At 55.1% G+C, this 17,757-nt stretch carries 14 protein-coding genes; 8 read left to right on the plus strand and 6 right to left on the minus strand.

All coding sequences use genetic code 11. The features are described 5' to 3' along the window. Positions 1–54: 54 nt before the first annotated feature. Positions 55–252 carry a hypothetical protein gene (locus J5I83_RS03650; protein WP_304053360.1) on the minus strand — a complete coding sequence of 66 codons (198 nt, stop codon included), beginning with the start codon at positions 250–252 and terminating at the stop codon, positions 55–57. A 27-nt stretch (positions 253–279) separates the two neighbouring features. On the opposite strand from J5I83_RS03650, the gene J5I83_RS03655 reads away from it, so the two are divergent. From J5I83_RS03655 to J5I83_RS03680, 6 genes are all read left to right on the plus strand, one after another. Next, positions 280–567: a hypothetical protein gene (locus tag J5I83_RS03655; protein WP_304053362.1), complete on the plus strand. Its 288-nt coding sequence runs from the start codon at positions 280–282 to the stop codon at positions 565–567. A 75-nt stretch (positions 568–642) separates the two neighbouring features. Then, positions 643–3,030 (plus strand): EcoAI/FtnUII family type I restriction enzme subunit R, encoded by a 2,388-nt coding sequence (gene hsdR / locus J5I83_RS03660; RefSeq protein WP_304053364.1) that lies wholly within the window; start codon positions 643–645, stop codon positions 3,028–3,030. A gap of 15 nt (positions 3,031–3,045) precedes the next feature. Continuing rightward, positions 3,046–4,881 (plus strand): class I SAM-dependent DNA methyltransferase, encoded by a 1,836-nt coding sequence (locus J5I83_RS03665; RefSeq protein WP_304053365.1) that lies wholly within the window; start codon positions 3,046–3,048, stop codon positions 4,879–4,881. After that, positions 4,878–6,059, plus strand: a complete 1,182-nt coding sequence (locus J5I83_RS03670; protein WP_304053367.1) for a YhcG family protein — start codon at positions 4,878–4,880, stop codon at positions 6,057–6,059. The genes J5I83_RS03665 and J5I83_RS03670 overlap by 4 nt, the downstream gene beginning before the upstream one ends. Next, positions 6,056–7,204: a restriction endonuclease subunit S gene (locus J5I83_RS03675; RefSeq protein ID WP_304053368.1), complete on the plus strand. Its 1,149-nt coding sequence runs from the start codon at positions 6,056–6,058 to the stop codon at positions 7,202–7,204. The genes J5I83_RS03670 and J5I83_RS03675 overlap by 4 nt, the downstream gene beginning before the upstream one ends. 13 nt (positions 7,205–7,217) lie before the next feature. Continuing rightward, entirely contained in the window at positions 7,218–8,972 is a 1,755-nt protein-coding gene (locus J5I83_RS03680) for an ATP-dependent endonuclease (protein ID WP_304053369.1), read from the plus strand. A gap of 207 nt (positions 8,973–9,179) precedes the next feature. On the opposite strand, the gene J5I83_RS03685 is transcribed toward J5I83_RS03680, so the two are convergent. Together J5I83_RS03685 and J5I83_RS03690 are read right to left on the minus strand one after the other, a co-directional pair. Continuing rightward, positions 9,180–10,337 (minus strand): glycosyltransferase family 4 protein, encoded by a 1,158-nt coding sequence (locus J5I83_RS03685; RefSeq protein ID WP_304053371.1) that lies wholly within the window; start codon positions 10,335–10,337, stop codon positions 9,180–9,182. A gap of 65 nt (positions 10,338–10,402) precedes the next feature. Then, complete coding sequence (locus tag J5I83_RS03690; RefSeq protein WP_304053373.1) at positions 10,403–11,512, minus strand: biopolymer transporter Tol; 1,110 nt, start codon at positions 11,510–11,512, stop codon at positions 10,403–10,405. Between the two features lie 160 nt (positions 11,513–11,672). Here J5I83_RS03690 and J5I83_RS03695 point away from each other — a divergent pair, with 160 nt between their 5' ends. Continuing rightward, complete coding sequence (locus J5I83_RS03695; RefSeq protein ID WP_304053375.1) at positions 11,673–15,059, plus strand: M20/M25/M40 family metallo-hydrolase; 3,387 nt, start codon at positions 11,673–11,675, stop codon at positions 15,057–15,059. 238 nt (positions 15,060–15,297) lie between these two features. Here the strand turns inward: J5I83_RS03695 and J5I83_RS03700 are convergent, their stop codons facing one another. The 3 genes from J5I83_RS03700 to J5I83_RS03705 all read right to left on the minus strand — a co-directional run bounded on the left by J5I83_RS03700 (position 15,298) and on the right by J5I83_RS03705 (position 16,884). Next, the gene (locus J5I83_RS03700) at positions 15,298–15,924 is read right to left on the minus strand and encodes a hypothetical protein (RefSeq protein WP_304053376.1); all 627 of its coding nucleotides are present in this window, start codon (positions 15,922–15,924) and stop codon (positions 15,298–15,300) included. Continuing rightward, the gene (locus J5I83_RS14490) at positions 15,881–16,084 is read right to left on the minus strand and encodes a FeoC-like transcriptional regulator (RefSeq protein WP_369683392.1); all 204 of its coding nucleotides are present in this window, start codon (positions 16,082–16,084) and stop codon (positions 15,881–15,883) included. The genes J5I83_RS03700 and J5I83_RS14490 overlap by 44 nt, the downstream gene beginning before the upstream one ends. 83 nt (positions 16,085–16,167) lie before the next feature. Further along, positions 16,168–16,884, minus strand: a complete 717-nt coding sequence (locus J5I83_RS03705) for a nucleoside recognition domain-containing protein (RefSeq protein ID WP_304053378.1) — start codon at positions 16,882–16,884, stop codon at positions 16,168–16,170. Positions 16,885–16,906: 22 nt separating this feature from the next. On the opposite strand from J5I83_RS03705, the gene J5I83_RS03710 reads away from it, so the two are divergent. Then, positions 16,907–17,626, plus strand: a complete 720-nt coding sequence (locus J5I83_RS03710) for a transposase (protein ID WP_304053380.1) — start codon at positions 16,907–16,909, stop codon at positions 17,624–17,626. Positions 17,627–17,757 lie beyond the last annotated feature (131 nt).

Raw genomic sequence — 17,757 nt, forward strand, 5'->3', positions numbered from 1 at the left:
TGGGCTACAGTCACTCAGCCAAAGATCCGAATCGACGCGAACATCTACTACCTCTCACTCTTGCACCAATAACACCAAAAATAGCAGTGCCATACACATAACTGCCATCAAATTTACTGATTTTTTTCCTTGTTTCCTCTCCCGCGAGCATATCTCGGCATACCAAAGAATGACATTAAAAAAACCAATCGCGGAATCTGGGTGTTCATTAAAAGCTGGATGCTGGCGTGCCACATTGATAAAATGTTTCATTTATGCCATGCCGATAGAACATCCTAAATGCAGCGCTGCGCTGTCGGTCTTCGTCACTTTGGTTGTTCGGAGGGGACAGCGATCGCTAAAGACGATCCAACGCTCTGTTTTCCGGCAATGTCCACGATGATGATGATGATGGTAGCGCTGTCCGGGATCAACCAAGCCTTGCTGCACCTCATCCATAACAAGCTGCCTAACTCACTGACCGAGCTGGCCGGGCATCTGGCGCCAAACTTTGTGCGCGCGCTGCGAATGATGGAAGGCTGCGGTTTAGTGGCGCTGAAAAGAAGAAAATGCGTGAGATCAATCTAGTGACATTGACGATCAGCTTCAGGATTCTGATCGACTCAGGGGATAAGGATGAATAGCGAGGCAAGGAGAGACGGCATGATCACCGAAGCAGACACCTGCCGCGAATTCGTTACGCCCAAACTGGTCGAGGCCGGCTGGGCTGCCGCGCCACATACTATCGGTGAACAACGCTATTTCACCAACGGCCGCATCATCGTGGCGGGCGGAAAGGTTCGGCGCGGCAAGAAAAAGCGTGCCGACTACCTGCTATACTACCGCCGCGACCACCCCCTAGCCGTGGTCGAAGCCAAGGAAACCGGCCTGCCGGCAGAGACGGGCATTCAGCAAGCACGTGAGTATGCCGAAATCCTCGGACTCAAGTTTGCCTACGCCACCAACGGTCACCGCATCATCGAAATTGACTACATCACAGGCACCGAGCGCGAGGTGAAACGCTATGCCACGCCCGCCGAGCTGTTTGATCGCTTGATGACCGCGACGCAGTTACCGCAAGAGGTGACATCACATCTGCTGGAGCCGTTCAATCTTATGTCCGGCAAAGTGCCACGTTACTACCAGCAGATCACCATTCACCGTGTGATCGAGGCCATCCTGCAGCGGCAAAAGCGCATCCTGGCTACGCTGGCCACCGGCACCGGCAAGACCTGCGTGGCTTTCCAAGTCTGCTGGAAATTGTGGAACAGTCGCTGGAACCGCACGGGTGAATACCGCCGCCCCAAGATCCTGTTCCTGGCCGATCGCAACATCCTCGTCGATGATCCAATGGCCAAGATGTTCGCGCCTTTCGGCGACGCGCGTCACAAGATCGCCGGCGGCGACACCCGCCAGAGCCGGGACATGTATTTCGGCATCTATCAGGCGCTGACCACCGCCAGCGAAGACGTGTTCCGCCAGTACCGGCCGGATTTCTTCGATCTGATCATCATCGACGAATGCCACCGGGGCTCCAGCCGTGACGAAAGCACCTGGCGTGCGATGCTCGATTACTTCGAGCCCGCCGTGCAGTTCGGCATGACGGCCACTCCGCTACGCGAGGAATCCCGCGACAGCTACGAATACTTCGGCAACCCGGTCTATACCTACAGCCTGCGCCAGGGCATCGAGGATGGTTTTCTCGCGCCGTACCGCGTGCATCGCGTCATCACTACCGTCGATGCCGCGGGCTGGCGGCCCAGCAAAGACGAACTGGATCGCTACGGACGCGCGGTTCCCGACGACGAGTATCAGACCAAGGATTTCGAGCGTGTCGTGGCGCTGCGGGCCCGCACGCGGGCGATGGCCCGACACCTGACCGACCTTCTCAAGAGCGCCGACCGTTTCGCCAAAACGCTGGTGTTCTGCGTCGATCAGGAACACGCCGCTGAGATGCGCCAGGAACTGCTCAATCTCAACAGTGATCTCGTCAAGCAGTACCCGGACTACGTCTGCCGCGTCACAGCCGATGAAGGCGCGATTGGCCTGACCCATCTGGCACACTTCCAGGATGTGGACAAGCCTGCACCCGTCATTCTCACCACCTCGCAACTGCTGACTACCGGCGTCGATGCGGAGATGGTCAAAAACGTGGTGCTGGCCCGCGTGGTCGGCTCCCGCGCCGAATTCAAGCAGATCGTCGGGCGAGGCACGCGGCTCAAGATCGATTACGGCAAGGAGTACTTCACCCTCATCGCCTTCACCGGCACGGCCACCCGCCACTTTGCTGATCCGGACTTCGATGGCGAACCGGCGCGCATCGAGGAAGTGACGATCGACGAAACAGGCGAGCAGCTCGGCATCACCGAGACCGAGCAGGAAACACTAGCTGACACGCCGTCAGTGGAATACGAAATCCCCGAAGAGCAAATCGGCCCGGACACTGGCGTGCTCATCAACGAACCGCCACCCGAACCCCGCAAGTACTACATCGATGGCGGCGAGGTCGAGGTCATCGGCCACCTGGTCTATGATCTCGACAGCGGCGGCAAGAAGCTACAGGTAGTCAAGTACACCGAATACTCCGGCCGCGCCGTGCGCACCCTGTACCCGACGCGCGAGGCGCTGCAATCGGCCTGGGCCAACCCGGATACGCGCAGCGAAGTGTTGCGCGAGCTGACCGAGCGCGGCATCAGCTTCGAAGAACTGGCCGCCAGCAGCGAGCAGCCCGACGCCGATTCCTTCGACCTGCTGTGCCACCTGGCTTGGAACGCGCCGCTGCTCACGCGCCGCCAGCGTGCCGAGCAGGCCCGTCGCAAGGCGCAGGACCTGTTCGCCCAGTATGGCGACACCGCCCGCGAAATCCTCACGCTGCTGCTCGACCGCTACGTCGAGCGCGGCACTCTGCAATTCAACACGCTGTCCGAGCTGATGAAAGTGCAACCCTTCGACCGCTACGGCAGTCCTTCCGAGATCGCCGCCCGTTATTTCGGTGGCGTACGCGGCATGAAGGACGCCGTATCCCGGCTGCAGACCGCGCTCTATCAATAACGAGAACCCGAACCGATGGCCAAAGCTGCCGCCACCGCAACCACCGAGAAAAAGCCCCGCGTCCGCGCCAAAGCCAGGGCTCCACTGACTACCCGCGAGAGACTCTCTGCGCTGATCAAGTCGGCGCGCGACATCCTGCGCAAGGATAAGGGCCTCAATGGCGATGTGGATCGTCTACCGCTGCTCACCTGGATAATGTTCCTCAAGTTCCTCGACGATCTGGAAATCATCCACGAGGAGGAAGCCGAGCTCGACGGCAAGCGCTACCAGCCTATTATCGAAGCCCCTTACCGCTGGCGCGACTGGGCCGCCCGCGAGGACGGCATCACCGGCGACGAATTGCTCGCCTTCATCAGCCAAGAAATCACTACGCGCTCTGATGGCAGCAAGGGCCGCGGCCTGTTCGCCTACCTGCGCGGCTTGGCGGGCGAGGGAGAGAAAGGCAGCCAGCGCGAAGTTATCGCCAACGTGTTCAAGGGCGTGCAGAACCGCATGGTCAGCGGCTACTTGCTGCGCGACATCCTCAACAAGATCAACGGCATCCACTTTTCCGCCAGCGAGGAAATCCACACTCTCTCGCACCTGTACGAATCGATGCTGCGCGAGATGCGCGACGCGGCGGGCGATGCCGGCGAGTTCTACACCCCGCGCCCGGTGGTACGCTTCATGGTACAGGTGAGCGACCCGCGCCTGGGCGAAACCGTACTCGACCCGGCCTGCGGTACCGGCGGTTTTCTGGTGGAAGCCTATGACCACATCGCCCCGCAGGTAACCACGCCCGAGCAGCGCCGCATGCTGCAACGCGACACCCTCTACGGCCAGGAAGCCAAGCCGCTGCCCTACATGCTGGCGCAGATGAACCTGCTGCTGCACGGCCTGGAAGAGCCGCATATCGCCTACGGCAACACACTGGACCGGCGCCTCAACGAAATCGGCCATGCCGAGCGGGTGGACGTGATCCTCACCAATCCGCCCTTCGGCGGCGAGGAAGAGATCGGCATCAAGGCCAACTTCCCGCCCAACATGCAGACGGCGGAAACCGCGTTGCTGTTCCTGCAGTACATCATGCGCAAGCTACGCGTGGCAGGCGCCCCGGTGCCCGGCGGCAAACCGGCTGCCCAGGGTGGCCGCGCCGCCGTAGTCGTGCCCAACGGCACCCTGTTTGGCGACGGCGTGTGCGCCGTCATCAAGGAGGAAATGCTCAAGGAATTCCGCCTGCACACCATCGTGCGCCTGCCGCAAGGTGTGTTCGCCCCCTACACCGACATCCCGGCCAACTTGCTGTTCTTCGAGCGCGGCGGCCCCACCGATACCATCTGGTACTACGAACTGCCGCTGCCCGAGGGTCGCAAGAAATACAGCAAGACCGCCCCGCTACAATTTGAGGCGTTCGGGCCAGCATTGGCCTGGTGGAACGACCGTCAGGAAAACCCGCAGGCGTGGAAGGTGGATTTCGCCGCCAAGCGCGCCGCTGCCATCGAAGCCGCCACGCCCCACTGGCAACGGGCAGAAAGCGAACGCAACGCCGTCATCGCGCTGGGTAAGCCGATCCGCGAACTGGAGCAAGCCGTTCAATCAGCGGCAAATGGCGAGAAAGCCGCGCTGCAGGAACAGTTGCGCACTTTGAAGACCGAGCAGCAAGCTCACGAGCAGGCCGCCAAGGCCGCTCAGGCCGAGGGCGATGCCCTCTACTGGCCCATCTACAACCTGGATCTCAAGAACCCTCATGCCAAGGCCGGCCTGGAACATGCCGATCCAAAAGACCTGATCGCCTCGATGCGCAGCCACGAGACCGAGGTAATACGCCTGTTGGGCGAAATCGAAGCTCTGGTGAGCGAGATACAGGCATGACGACCTTGACCCCGAATCCATCCGACTACGCGCTCGTTCACGCCGACATCGTCGCCTTGCTGGACGGTGCCCGCCGCGCTGCGGCGCGCAGTGTCAACGCGCTGATGACGGCTACCTACTGGGAAATCGGGCGACGCATCGTTGAATTCGAGCAGGGTGGGCAGGATCGGGCAGCCTATGGCGAAGCGATGATCAAGCGCCTGGGCGCCGACCTGAGCCGCCAGTTCGGACGCGGCTTTGGCTGGCGTAATCTGGCCCAGATGCGCGCCTTCTACCTCGCTTGGCCTTCCGACCAGATTTTGCAGACGCTGTCTGCAAAATCTTCTACGACCCGAATTCTCCAGACACCGTCTGGAGAATCTGCCGCATCGGGAAATCTTTCGACAACGTCTGGGCTATTGCCCGACCTGCCAGCACTCGCCCAAGTCTTCCCGTTGCCCTGGTCAGCCTACGTGCGCCTGCTGTCGGTCAAGAACCCGCAGGCTCGCGCCTTCTACGAAATCGAGGCACTGCGCGGCGGCTGGAGCGTGCGCCAGCTCGACCGCCAGATCGGCAGCCAGTTCTACGAGCGCACCGCACTGTCGCACAACAAGGCAGCGATGCTGAAAAAGGGCGAAGTGGCGAAACCCGGCGACGCCCTTACCCCCGAGCAAGCAATCAAGGATCCTTTTGTGCTGGAGTTTCTGGGCCTTAAGGACGAGTACTCCGAATCCGAGCTGGAAGAAGCGCTCATCCAGCACCTGACCGACTTCCTGCTAGAGCTGGGCGATGACTTCGCCTTCGTCGGCCGCCAGCGCCGCCTGCGCATCGACGACAGCTGGTTCCGCGTCGATCTGCTGTTCTTCCACCGGCGGCTCAAGTGCCTGCTGGTCATCGACCTCAAGGTCGGCAAGTTTGGCTACGCCGACGCCGGGCAGATGCACCTGTACCTGAACTACGCCCGCGAACACTGGATGAAGCTAGACGAGAACCCGCCCGTTGGCCTGATCCTGTGCGCCGAAAAAGGCGCTGCCGAAGCCCACTACGCGCTGGAAGGCCTGCCCAACAAGGTATTGGCCGCCGAATACCAGACCGTGCTGCCCAATGAAAAGCTGCTGGCCGAGGAATTGGACAAAACGCGGCGGGAACTGGAGGCGCGGCGCATTGGGCGCGGTGGCGACGCGGAAATCGGCAAATGAAAACGTGGCCTAAAGTCGCTTTGGGCGAGTTGCTCCGTCGTTCCGATGAATCCGCAGTGATTAACCCGGCTGCTGAGTATCATGAGGTCACGATCAAGCTTTGGGGCAAAGGGATCGTTAGCCGGGGCAAGGTGCGCGGCAGCGATGTCGTCTCGGTGCGTCGCATTGTGCGAGCAAACCAATTGATCCTATCCAAGATCGATGCGCGCAATGGCGCAATCGGTCTGGTGCCCCCGGAACTTGATGGCGCCATCGTCAGCAACGACTTCCCGTCGTTCGAGTTCCGTGATCCGGACCGATGCGATGCGGCGTTCATGGGCTGGCTGGTTCGCTCAACCCCCTTTGTCGAGCTATGCAAGGCCGCCAGCGAAGGCACCACAAACCGTGTGCGCATCAAGGAGGACCGCTTTCTCGACCAACAGATCGCCCTTCCTCCATTGACCGAACAACAAGCCCTCGTCACCCGCCTCGACACACTGGCCGAGAAAACACGACAGGTCGAAGCGCATCTGGATGCCGTCGAACGCGATGCCGAACACCTGCTGGCCCTGCGCTTCCGCGATACCATCGCCGACGCGCCGCTGCGGACGATGGCGGAAGTAGCACCGTTGGTACGACGGGAACAATCCATCGATCTGGACGGAAGCTATCCGGAACTTGGCATCCGCTCGTTCGGCAAAGGTACCTTCCACAAACCGCCATTGTCTGGCAGTGAAGTGGGCACTAAGCGCCTGTATCGCATCGAACCCGGCGACTTGCTCTTCTCCAACGTGTTCGCATGGGAGGGAGCAATTGCAATCGCCCAGCCCGAAGACACAGGCCGTTTCGGTTCCCATCGCTTCATCACTTGCCAAGCTGACCCCGATCTGACCTCCGCCGAGTTCCTGCGCTACTACTTCCTGACCGACGAGGGGATATTGAAGATCGGGAAAGCGTCGCCCGGTGGAGCTGGTCGCAACCGTACCCTTGGACTGGAAAAGCTGATGGCCATCGAAGTGCCAATGCCTCCGCTAGTCACACAGCAAACCTTTAACCGCCTGCAAGCTGAAGTCGCAGTCCTCAAGGGCAAACACGCTACCATCCGCGAAGCCAACGCCGCGCTGCTACCGGCGACGCTGGAGCGGGTGTTCAAACAACAATACTGATTGGGAAATCCGAATGAAACTCCAGCGCTTGCGTATTCACAACTTCCGTTCGATCATTGATGCGGACGTCGAAGTCCATGACTACACGATGCTCGTCGGCGCTAACAACGCGGGCAAGAGCAACGCTCTTTCAGCGCTACGGGCTTTTTACGAAGAGATCAAATGGTCGAACGATGATGTGCCCAAAGTCGGGAAAAGCTCGGAAGAGTCCTGGATCGAACTCTCGCTCGCTCTAACTGATGAAGAATGGTCAGGACTCGCTGACAAGTACAAAGACGGAGTCGCTGATCAAGTCTTGATGGTCCGGAGGTATTTCGCCTCGAAAGATCGCGTGAAGTCGAACCAGAGCAATATCTACGGCATCGTCAAAGGTGAACCCGAAAAGGAACTGTTCTACGGCGCAAAGAACGTTGGCACGGCTAAGGTCGGGCGCGTCATCTACATCCCCGCACTGACAACACCGGCCGACCAAATGAAAACGATGGGTCCTTCTCCGCTACGTGACATGCTGAACTTCATGTTGAAGCGAGTGGTCTCGGACAGCGCTGCGTACAAGGAGGTAGAAAGCGCATTCGGCAAGCTCAACGATGAAGCACGCGGCACGGATGGCTTCCTTGCCAAAATCGCTAAGCCGATTAACGAGGCCATCGAACACTGGGGCATCCGTTTCGACATGTCGGTGAATACCGTTTCACCAGACGACATCACCAAAAACCTTGTCAAGCATGGATTCGCCGATGCCATGCTTGGCGACACGGCATTTGCGCTGGATCGGTACGGCCATGGTTTCCAGAGATCCTTTCTCTACGAGTTGATCAAGCTCGCCCCGGCATTCGCCGAAAGCAAGAAGGTAGAGAAGAAGGAGTTTGATCCAGATTTCACGCTGATTCTTTTCGAAGAGCCCGAAGCCTTCCTGCACCCTGCACAGCAAGAAAACATGGCCTATCATCTGCGGCGCCTCGGATCGGGCGACGCGCAGCAGGTTATCGTGACGAGCCACTCGCCGATCTTCGTCGGCAAGGTAGCCGATGATCTTTGTCAAATCGTGCGCGCTCGTCGCGAGAACGGTTTGACAACATTCGGTCAGATCGGACGAGTTGAAATCCAGAAAGTCTTTGCCGACGGGCTCGACTTCAAGAGGTGTCTCGAAGCCTATGTCAACGATCCGGCAGTGCAGGAGGAGCAGAAGAAAGAGGCGGAAAAGCTACTCGCCAACGCGTCCAATGACGAAGAGATCGCGACGCAGGAAGAGCGATTCCGATATCAGCTTTGGCTGGATACCGAACGTGCCTCGATGTTCTTTGCTGACCGAGTACTTCTCGTGGAAGGGGCAACCGAAAAGGCATTGTTCGGTTGGTTGCTCGCTCGTGACTGGCATGACTTGAGTAGACACCGGATCGCTGTTGTTGACGTGATGGGCAAATTCAACTTCCATCGATACATCGCGCTTCTGGAATATTTCCATATCCCATACGGCCTGATGCTCGATGACGATCAGAACAAGCAACACCACAAGGCCGTCAACGAGATGCTCAGAAGCAAGGCGAATTCCCATCGTTTGGCCGCACCGGAGTTTATTCCCCAATGCATGGAATCCTTCCTTGACAAGCCCCTGCCCGGTCGGAACGACCAGAAGCCAGTGCAAGTCCTCAAAGAACTTGAAAGCGGCGGTATCAAGCAAGAGAAGCTAACCGAGCTTCGGCAGCTCTTTTGTAAGGCACTTGCGCTCGATGATACCGTTTCCGATCACCCAACTAAATCAGCATGAGCAGCAATTGCGACTCCCGCAACACTGCGAGAATCGTGGTCTCCCTACTGTCGATACCGGTAAATGCGGTTTCAAGTAATACCACGCACCATTGCTCTGATCACTCGGATAATGCTTCTTCTTACGCCTTTTTGTCGATTCGTAATACCGCTGTTTATAGCAAGATTAGCTACATTAACGCTAGAACTAAGATGGATTAAAAAATCTTTACCGTAGTGCAATGCGGTAAATTTCAATGTGCTGGCGGGCGACTTCATCCACGCCTGGAAGCGTTGCTGCGTGCACCCGCGCACGTTCGGCACTTTGACGCAGAACCAACTCGTCAGCCAGGAATCTGTGCAATCCCTGCACATAGGCATCGAACTCATCGGGCAATAACACACAGGCATCACCCATCAATTCGGGCACGCCGCCGACTGCCGTGCAAGCGCATGGCAACCCCGCTTGCAACGCTTCGATATGCGCCATCCCGAAGGATTCGGTGGCAGACGCGCTGGTAAAGGCATCTGCTCCGGCAAAATAGTCGCGCGGATCATCGGTGGCAGTGATCAATGGTGGAGCTATGCCCGCTTCTGCTGCCACGCGATGCAGGCCATTGCTGTCGCCTTCGCCCAGAATCACAAGCCGCCAGGGTGATGGTGCCCCCTTCATTGCCTGTACTACCCAATCAATACGTTTAAGCGGTATCAACTGTCCCACACACAGCAAAATACGCTCGTCATCGCGCCAGCCCAAACGCTGGCGTGCTGTCTCACGTGGCGGCAGCTGCCAGGGCCTTTTAGCGTGTGGCAGGACGAACCAGTTGGGCGGCAATTCACCGTCCAGCCCCAAGCCTTGTGACACCCGGGCAGCACCGAGCCCGGTAGGGAAAATGACCCATTGCGCCTGCTCGAACACCTCACGCTCCAGGCGTAACAACAGGCTGCGCAACATCGACGGAAGGGGCATGTAGTAATGATGCAAACTGTTCGCAATGGTGTCAAAACTATGCTGCGTTACGCCCCATGGTGACCGTTGCTGTCTGGCACGGTGCAGGTAGCCATGAGCTATCACCGCATCGTGGCAATGGACATGGGTGATCGGATCGTTGCCACTCGTGCGAACGAGATCGGCTGCAGCCACACCTGTATGCCAGGCACGGCTGATAACGTCGAACAATGGCAGCAGATCCCGGCCCCAGCGGTGCGCCCAGCGCTGAGCACGGTCATATGCGAGACGAACAGTTGCTGGACTCAGATCTCCAGCGCATAAGCCGTCAATTTCGACATCCCGCGTGCGTAAGCCCGACTGCAACTGGGTAACCGCGCGACTCATGCCGTAGCGCTTGTCTTCGTGGTTGTCGCGAGTAACGTGAAGTATCTTCAAAGCGTCAATGACAGATTTATGAATACCAACCGATTTTCCCTGTTCTTGCCGATGGTTAATTCAATTTATTGTAAGGAAAGGCTTTCCAGCGCTTTTTCATGATTCCATTTTCCATGAAAGAGGTGGCCTTTTTTCTCAGGTGTCCGGTCACTGGTCCAGGTAAGATATTTGCCATCGGGGGTAAATACCGGCAGGCCATCAAAACCTTCCTTGTCAGTTACACGCACGGGCTCTTTTTTACCTTCCACATCGACGATGTACAGCTCAAAATTGCGGTGTCCATGGACGTTGGTGGAAAAAATGATGTATTTTCCGGAAGGATGATAGAAAGGCGCCCACGACATCATATTGAGACGGGTAATTTGTTTCTGATCCGAACCATCGATATTCATGGTGAATATTTCTGCCTCCCGGCCATTCGCTGAGAAACGGCGCCACACGATTCTCTTGCCGTCCGGACTAAAAAAGGGGCCGCCATCATAGGCATTGGTATGGGTTAATCTTTTTACGCTGGAACCATCGGCATTCATGATGTAAATATCAATTAGAGAGGAGGGATCTTTTTTGAACAGCGCCGCTTCTTCTTCGGATAATTGTTCAGTGTAGGCTCTGCGATTGGAAGCGAACGCGATCAGTTTGCCGTCGGGCGACCAAGAAGCTTCCGCATCATACCCGAGGGTATTGGTGAGATTCCTGATTTTCCCGCCTTGAAAGTCGGTTTCATAGATATCATAAAATTCATCATAATCCCAGGCGTAAGATTGCCGCTCACCGGATTTTCTTCTTGCAATCTCGGCAGCCATCTTGGCTTTGGCATCAGGATCTTCATGGGTCGAGGAAAACAGCACTTTTTCTTGTAAAGGATGTACCCATGAGCACGTTGTTTTGCCAGTGCCGGGCGATACTTGCTGTACTTTTCCACTTGCCAGATTTTTCAGGTAAATTTGATAAAAGGGATTTTCTTCGGAGACTTCTGCCTGATAAGCCATCCACTGCATATCGGCACGGTAATAGGCTTCGCCGACTCTGACTTCTTTGTCTGACAGCTGATGCTCCTCAGAAATAAACGCGGCTGCACTGATATGGGTTGCGCTAAAGAAAAAAAGTGCTGCCAACAGTCTATTGATTAATAATGGAGATCTGGTAAAAGAAGATATCTGTGTAAAATTTTTCATTTGACTTATAAGCCTCGTTGCTAAAAAAATCATTTAAACATAGCTTTAAAAAGAAAGTAAACAAGATGTCATTGCCAGCAAGCTGCTGCAAATCAGTTTAGCAATCATGACAATATCCATTAGAACAACCTGAGTATCAAATAGTTATAAAATTTAGAGCATGAAAAAATCAATCAAATTGAACGTGACATGGGGTTTCATTATCAGTTGCTTACTCTATGGTGTCACGGTATTCGCAAGCAGTGAGACCTTTCATCATCAGATGGAAATTACGCTGTCACCAGCCACCTCGGAAATCCAGGTAAAAGATCAGGTGCGTGTGCCGGAACGCTACCGCAATCAACCAACAGCAATTCAGCTTGATTTCAGCCTGCATGCTGATTTGACGGTGACCGAAATACAAGGTGCGCACATCACCTTACAGCAAAGTAATGCTGCCTTGAGCGCCAGACCGGCTCCATTAAAACTGTACACCTTGACCCTGCCGCCGCAACAAGAGGAATTCACCTTGACTTTCAGCGGAAAAATCAATCACGCCGTGCAGGGCCCTGCGCTGGAATACGCACGCAGTTTCAGTTATACGCCTGGACTCATTTCGGATGAAGGCATTTTTCTGGCCAATTCCACTGCCTGGTATCCCCAGTTTGAAGATGCCATGGTGTCATTTCGCTTGGATATTCAGATGCCGGCTGCCTGGGATGCTGTCAGCCAGGGCGCGCTAGTACGAGAGCAGAAAACAGAGACGACCCAGCAAGTGATCTGGGAAGAAAAACAGCCACAGGATGATATCTATCTCGTGGCAGGACGCTATCAACGTTACAAACAATCAGCGGGCGCAGTGGATGCCTATGTCTATTTGCGCGGTGCCGATGAAGCATTAGCGCAGAAATATCTGGACACCACCGCACAGTATATTGCCATGTATAACAAACTGCTGGGGCCTTACCCGTATGCAAAATTCGCCTTGGTCGAGAATTTCTGGGAAACCGGCTACGGCATGCCTTCTTTTACCCTGCTCGGCCCCAAGGTAGTGCGCTTTCCTTTCATCCTGCATTCATCCTATCCGCATGAGATTTTGCATAACTACTGGGGAAATGGCGTATTTGTCGATTACGCCAAAGGAAATTGGTCAGAAGGATTGACCGCCTACCTCGCCGATCATCTGGTGAGTGAACAAGGTGGCAAAGGCGAGGAATACCGGCGTGACGTGCTGCAAAAATATGCGGATTTTGTCAATAAAGAAAAGGATTTCCCGATTGCCCGCTTTACTTCGCGTCACAGTTCCAGTTCAGAAGCGGTTGGTTATGGAAAAACCATGATGTTTTTTCACATGCTGCGGCAGGAACTGGGTGATGAAGACTTTGTCCGGGTATTACGCACTTTTTACAAACAGTTCAAATTCAAGCAGGCGACTTTCGAGGATTTAAAGGCGACCTTTAACACACTTAGCGGCAAGGATTTTTCTCCGTTCTTTGAACAATGGGTGCACCACAGCGGCGCACCCAATCTCCTGCTGCAAGATGCACACGCTGAACCCAGCACAGATGGGTTCAAACTCAAGGCGGTGATCAAACAAACCCAGCAGGGAGCACCCTACCAGTTAACTGTGCCTGTCGCTGTTCATCTGGAGGGAGAAGCAAAGGCTTATCAAACTCGCATAGACATTAATCAACCCGCTCAAACGATCGAACTGGATTTGCATGCACGGCCCGTGCGCATCGATATCGATCCACAATTTGATGTATTCCGGCGTCTGGATAGCCGCGAAATTCCATCCGCCTTGTCGCAAGGATTCGGGGCGGAAAAACCGCTATTGGTACTGCCAGCAAAGGCAGATAAAGACGTATTGCAGGCATATCAATCACTGGCTACAAATTGGCAAAAAACCCAAGCCGGTTCACTGGAAGTGGTGCGTGATGATCAACTGGATAAACTACCTACCGATCGAACAATCTGGATCATGGGCTGGCAAAACAAATTCAGTCAAGACTTGATCGCTGCTTTGTCGTCCCAGGATGTAGCTTATCGCGCAGGCGCGCTGCAACTGGACCAGCAAACTTATCGAGAGGATAAGCATGCGATAGTGCTGACGGCCAGACAGCCTGCCAACCCGGACAAAACACTGTTATGGGTAGCATCTGATCACCCCACAGCAATTGCAGAATTGGCCAGAAAACTGCCGCATTACCGCAAATACAGCTACCTCGCATTTGAAGGTGATGAACTGACCAATATCAACAAAGGTCAATGGCCTGTTACCCAATCGCCGTTAATGCAGTCAATCAAGCAAAAGGACGATGCCTCATTTACTTCCAGCCACGTCGGCACTTTAGCACCCCGCCGCGCATTGGCGGAATTACCCCCGCTGTTCTCTGACAGCCGCATGCTGGCAGACATTACCCATTTAGCCAGCGAAGCATTTAAGGGACGTGAATTGGGCAGCCCCGAACTGGATGCGGCTGGGGACTATATCGCCCAGCATTTTCAGCAGGCTGGCCTGCTGCCCGGTGGCGATGACAACAGCTATTTCCAGATCTGGCAGCAGGATGTCGGCAAGCCAAAAGGAAAGATCACCTTGCGCAATGTGATCGGCATTTTGCCTGGCACAAACCCGCAACTCGCCGGGCAAAGTCTGGTGATCGGCGCGCATTATGACCATCTCGGCATGGGCTGGCCGGATGTGCGGGCAGCCAACCAGGGTAAAATTCATTACGGTGCAGATGATAATGCCAGCGGAATTGCGGTCATGCTGGAACTGGCGCGGCAGATCGCTCCCAAGTGGCAACCGCAGCGTACCATCATTTTTGTCGCGTTCACCGGCGAAGAAGCCAGCCTGCTCGGTTCAAAGCATTACATCAACAACACCAAGACCTATCCGCTAGAGAAAATAGCCGCCATGCTCAATCTGGATACAGTAGGACGACTCGGGAACAATCCGGTCACCCTGTTCGGCACCGGCAGCGCGCGTGAGCTGGTGCATGTGTTTCGTGGCGCAGGCTTTGTCACTGGCATCCCGGTCAATGCGGTGCAGGACGATTTCGGCTCCAGCGATCAGGCGGCTTTCATCCAAGCAGGCGTACCTGCTGTCCAGTTCTTTGCCAGCGCACATGAAGACTATCACGCTCCCGGTGACACGGTGGATAAAATCGATGCCGCCGGACTGGTCAAAGTAGCCACCATCCTCAAAGAAGCGAGCGAATATCTGGCCAATCGTCCCGAACCCCTGACCGTCACGCTAAACACACAAAATACGCAACCTGAAACTGCTCAAGTAAAAGATAAACGCAAAGTCAGCCTCGGCACAGTGCCGGATTTCTCCCATCAAGGTGAAGGCGTGCGCGTGGATAACATTATTCATGGCTCTCCAGCATATCAAGCACAGCTAAAGGCAGGTGACATCCTGATTCAACTGGCCGGAGAATTGATCAACGACCTGGCATCGTATGCCAATATTTTACGAACGCTTGAGGTTGGACAGAAAACGATGCTGCAATACCTGCGGGACGGTAAGGTGAATACGGTTGAAGTGGTATTAGTTGAGCGGTAATTGGCTCAGCAGGGATGAATTTGGAGCAACCAGAATGTGTGACCCGATTGCTTCGCGTTTTTTCGCAATCCTCGTAGTTGATTGATGGAAATCTCCCTGACATTGGCAACGACTGGCGCGCAATGTGAGAACATACGGTGCCCGGCATGATTTTCCTGTGCTGTGTACGCAGCTCTTTTGTATCTGCATCATTGGATCGGCCGCTTGGATTAGTAAATAACTTCCGCTCCAGCGGAAATCATAGCTGCACAGGTTCGTCTCTAAAGCAATCAGCGACGATGCCGATCAGATAGTTGGCCAAGTGGCAAGAAGCTATCCTTCCTGCTTTGGTTTCGGGCAAGTAGATTTCCACACCGATATAACGAAAATCAGAGTTGTTCCAGATCGCTTCGGGAATAACGGTGACAGCATGCAGGAGGCCGGGTGCACCCAAGGGAATGAGGCGCACCCTTCGATCCAACAGGCTGGCATCTTCGCGTATGCGCTGTTCCAGTTGTTCGCGCAAGGACTTGTCAGCACAGAAAAGATCTGCTTTGGGACCGTTCTGATCCTCGCCGCTATGCAGATCGATCAACGCCATATAATGACCCTCGACATGAGACAGTAGCTGGGTATAAAGCCGTTGATGCAGGCGTTCATATTGGAAAAGCTGATCCGCACGCGGATGTCGTCCCGAGATACCTTCCGGGATAGTGAGCACGGCTACGTCCTCCGCATTCACCATTGCACCTACTGCCTTGCCGAAAGCCAGTTCTTCGCGATGGATGCCGATCACCAGCAGCACACGCGGTGCCGTGACGGATTTCGTCGCCTTGCCTGGCTCAGCTTTGAACGTTGTCGTCGCGACGGGTTTGGTCCTCGTCATCAGGAGCGATCCATTCGTAAAATGTAATGACAGAAGTATCACAATGACCGCAATGACTGCATGGTGGGGGCGTCGGTAGTCTCCTTACCTTGCCCTTGCGTTCCAGGCGTTCGAGCATTCCCTGTAACGCTGCCGGTGCAGCATCAAGATGCAACGCCAGATCGTGGAGACTGGCGCAGCTGTGATGTTGGAGGTAACTGGTCAGGCGCGACAGAATCATGGTGCTTTCCCTTCAACCGAGCTTTAGCGCAAGCTCAAATTATCCGGCACAGAATGGCCAACCCAGCGCATCGCCACTAACGTGGCGCCAAACGCCAGCAAGATAGCCGTGATCCAGGCGAGTGAAGTCGCGGGATGCTGGTTCCAGGTGGCGGCCTGGTAATACAGGGTGCTGATGCCGTAGCCGAGACCGGTAGTCCAGCATGCGACAAACATAGTCCAGCGGCCACCCGCCTCCTGATACACAGCGGCAATGGCTGAAGCACAGGGGAAATAGAGCAAGATAAAAAGTAGGTAGGCAAAAGCACCCGCGGCACCTTCGAAGCGGCTGGCCATGGCACCGAAGGTGCTAGTGGAAAGCGCCTGTTTTTCCGTTACTGCAGTTGGATCGTTTACATCTCCGACATTCAGTCCCAGGGGATCTGACCAGCTAGCCAGCGCATTACTCAAATTGGCAGGAATGGTGGTGAAGGCTTCACGCAAACCAGCGGCCAGATCGAAAGGTGGCCTGCCGCTGTTTTCCTCTGCCCCGCTGGCGGCCAATGCAGTATAGGCAGCGTTCAGTGTGCCAACCACGGCTTCTTTAGCCAGAATTCCAGTAAAAATGCCTACAGCAGCGGGCCAATTGTCTTCCTGCAGGCCCATGGGGGCAAATGCGGGAGCGATGCTGCGGCCGATAGCGGCCAGCACCGACCGGTCACTGTCTTCGTTGTCAATGCTGCCATCTATAGCAAAGCTCAAATAAATTGATTACAATTCATAGATGACTTATCCATCATCATTTCGCTGCAAAGTTTTGTCCGTTCGCAAGAAGGAAGGACTTACCATTGCGCAGGCGGCGGCGCGTTTTTGTGTGGGAATTGCCAGCGTGACGCGCTGGGTGAAGAATCCCAATCCCAAGCAGACCCGTAACAAACCGGCGACGAAGATCGACATGATCGCGTTGGCCCGTGATGTGCAGGCGTTTCCGGACGCCTATCAAGCCGAACGGGCTCGTCGACTAGGTGTAAGCGAAAAAGGTATCGGCCACGCGCTGCGGCGTATGAACATCAGCTATAAAGAAACACTGCGGCATCCCAAAGCGGACGAAGACGAACGGCACATCTTCCAGGAGACGATTAAGGCGTATAAAGCTCAAAACCACGTCAACGTGATCGGCGCATTGATCGGCAAATATCTTCTGGCGGTAGGATTGTTCAAAAGCAATATTGATGCAGATACTTTTTTCGGCTGGACGGTATACGATCTGTTGCCAAAACTCCCGCCAGCATCAGTTGTGGTCATGGATAACGCAATCTTTCACAAAAGACAGGATATTCAAAATGCAATCACACAAGCCGGACATGCACTTGAATATCTGCCAGCATATTCACCAGACCTTAACCCCATTGAGCACAAATGGGCACAAGCCAAAGCAATCAGAAAACAACAAAACCAAACTGTTGAGCAGCTCTTTAGAATCGAATCATTTTATGTGACGTAGGCTATATCCTATGAATAACTTTAATTTGATTCTTTTGTGAAGAAAATCAGTCCGGTTGATAAGATAGAATTATCTCATTTTTTCATATATGGCCTCCATCTAAACAACACCGCATCGTCGCCAAAGTCGAT

It is taken from the genome of Nitrosomonas communis (genome assembly GCF_024102715.1).
GTDB classification, from domain to species: Bacteria; Pseudomonadota; Gammaproteobacteria; order Burkholderiales; family Nitrosomonadaceae; genus Nitrosomonas; species Nitrosomonas communis_B.

Bases quoted from the DNA above. Each gene is read 5' to 3' on its own strand.
- hsdR (WP_304053364.1), top strand. From the start codon at position 643: ATGATCACCGAAGCAGACACCTGCCGCGAATTCGTTACGCCCAAACTG.
- J5I83_RS03665 (WP_304053365.1), top strand. From the start codon at position 3,046: ATGGCCAAAGCTGCCGCCACCGCAACCACCGAGAAAAAGCCCCGCGTC.
- J5I83_RS03670 (WP_304053367.1), top strand. From the start codon at position 4,878: ATGACGACCTTGACCCCGAATCCATCCGACTACGCGCTCGTTCACGCC.
- J5I83_RS03695 (WP_304053375.1), top strand. From the start codon at position 11,673: ATGAAAAAATCAATCAAATTGAACGTGACATGGGGTTTCATTATCAGT.
- J5I83_RS03710 (WP_304053380.1), top strand. From the start codon at position 16,907: ATGACTTATCCATCATCATTTCGCTGCAAAGTTTTGTCCGTTCGCAAG.
- J5I83_RS03690 (WP_304053373.1), bottom strand. From the start codon at position 11,512: ATGAAAAATTTTACACAGATATCTTCTTTTACCAGATCTCCATTATTA.
- J5I83_RS03675 (WP_304053368.1), top strand. From the start codon at position 6,056: ATGAAAACGTGGCCTAAAGTCGCTTTGGGCGAGTTGCTCCGTCGTTCC.
- J5I83_RS03680 (WP_304053369.1), top strand. From the start codon at position 7,218: ATGAAACTCCAGCGCTTGCGTATTCACAACTTCCGTTCGATCATTGAT.
- J5I83_RS03655 (WP_304053362.1), top strand. From the start codon at position 280: ATGCAGCGCTGCGCTGTCGGTCTTCGTCACTTTGGTTGTTCGGAGGGG.
- J5I83_RS03700 (WP_304053376.1), bottom strand. From the start codon at position 15,924: ATGACGAGGACCAAACCCGTCGCGACGACAACGTTCAAAGCTGAGCCA.
- J5I83_RS03650 (WP_304053360.1), bottom strand. From the start codon at position 252: ATGAAACATTTTATCAATGTGGCACGCCAGCATCCAGCTTTTAATGAA.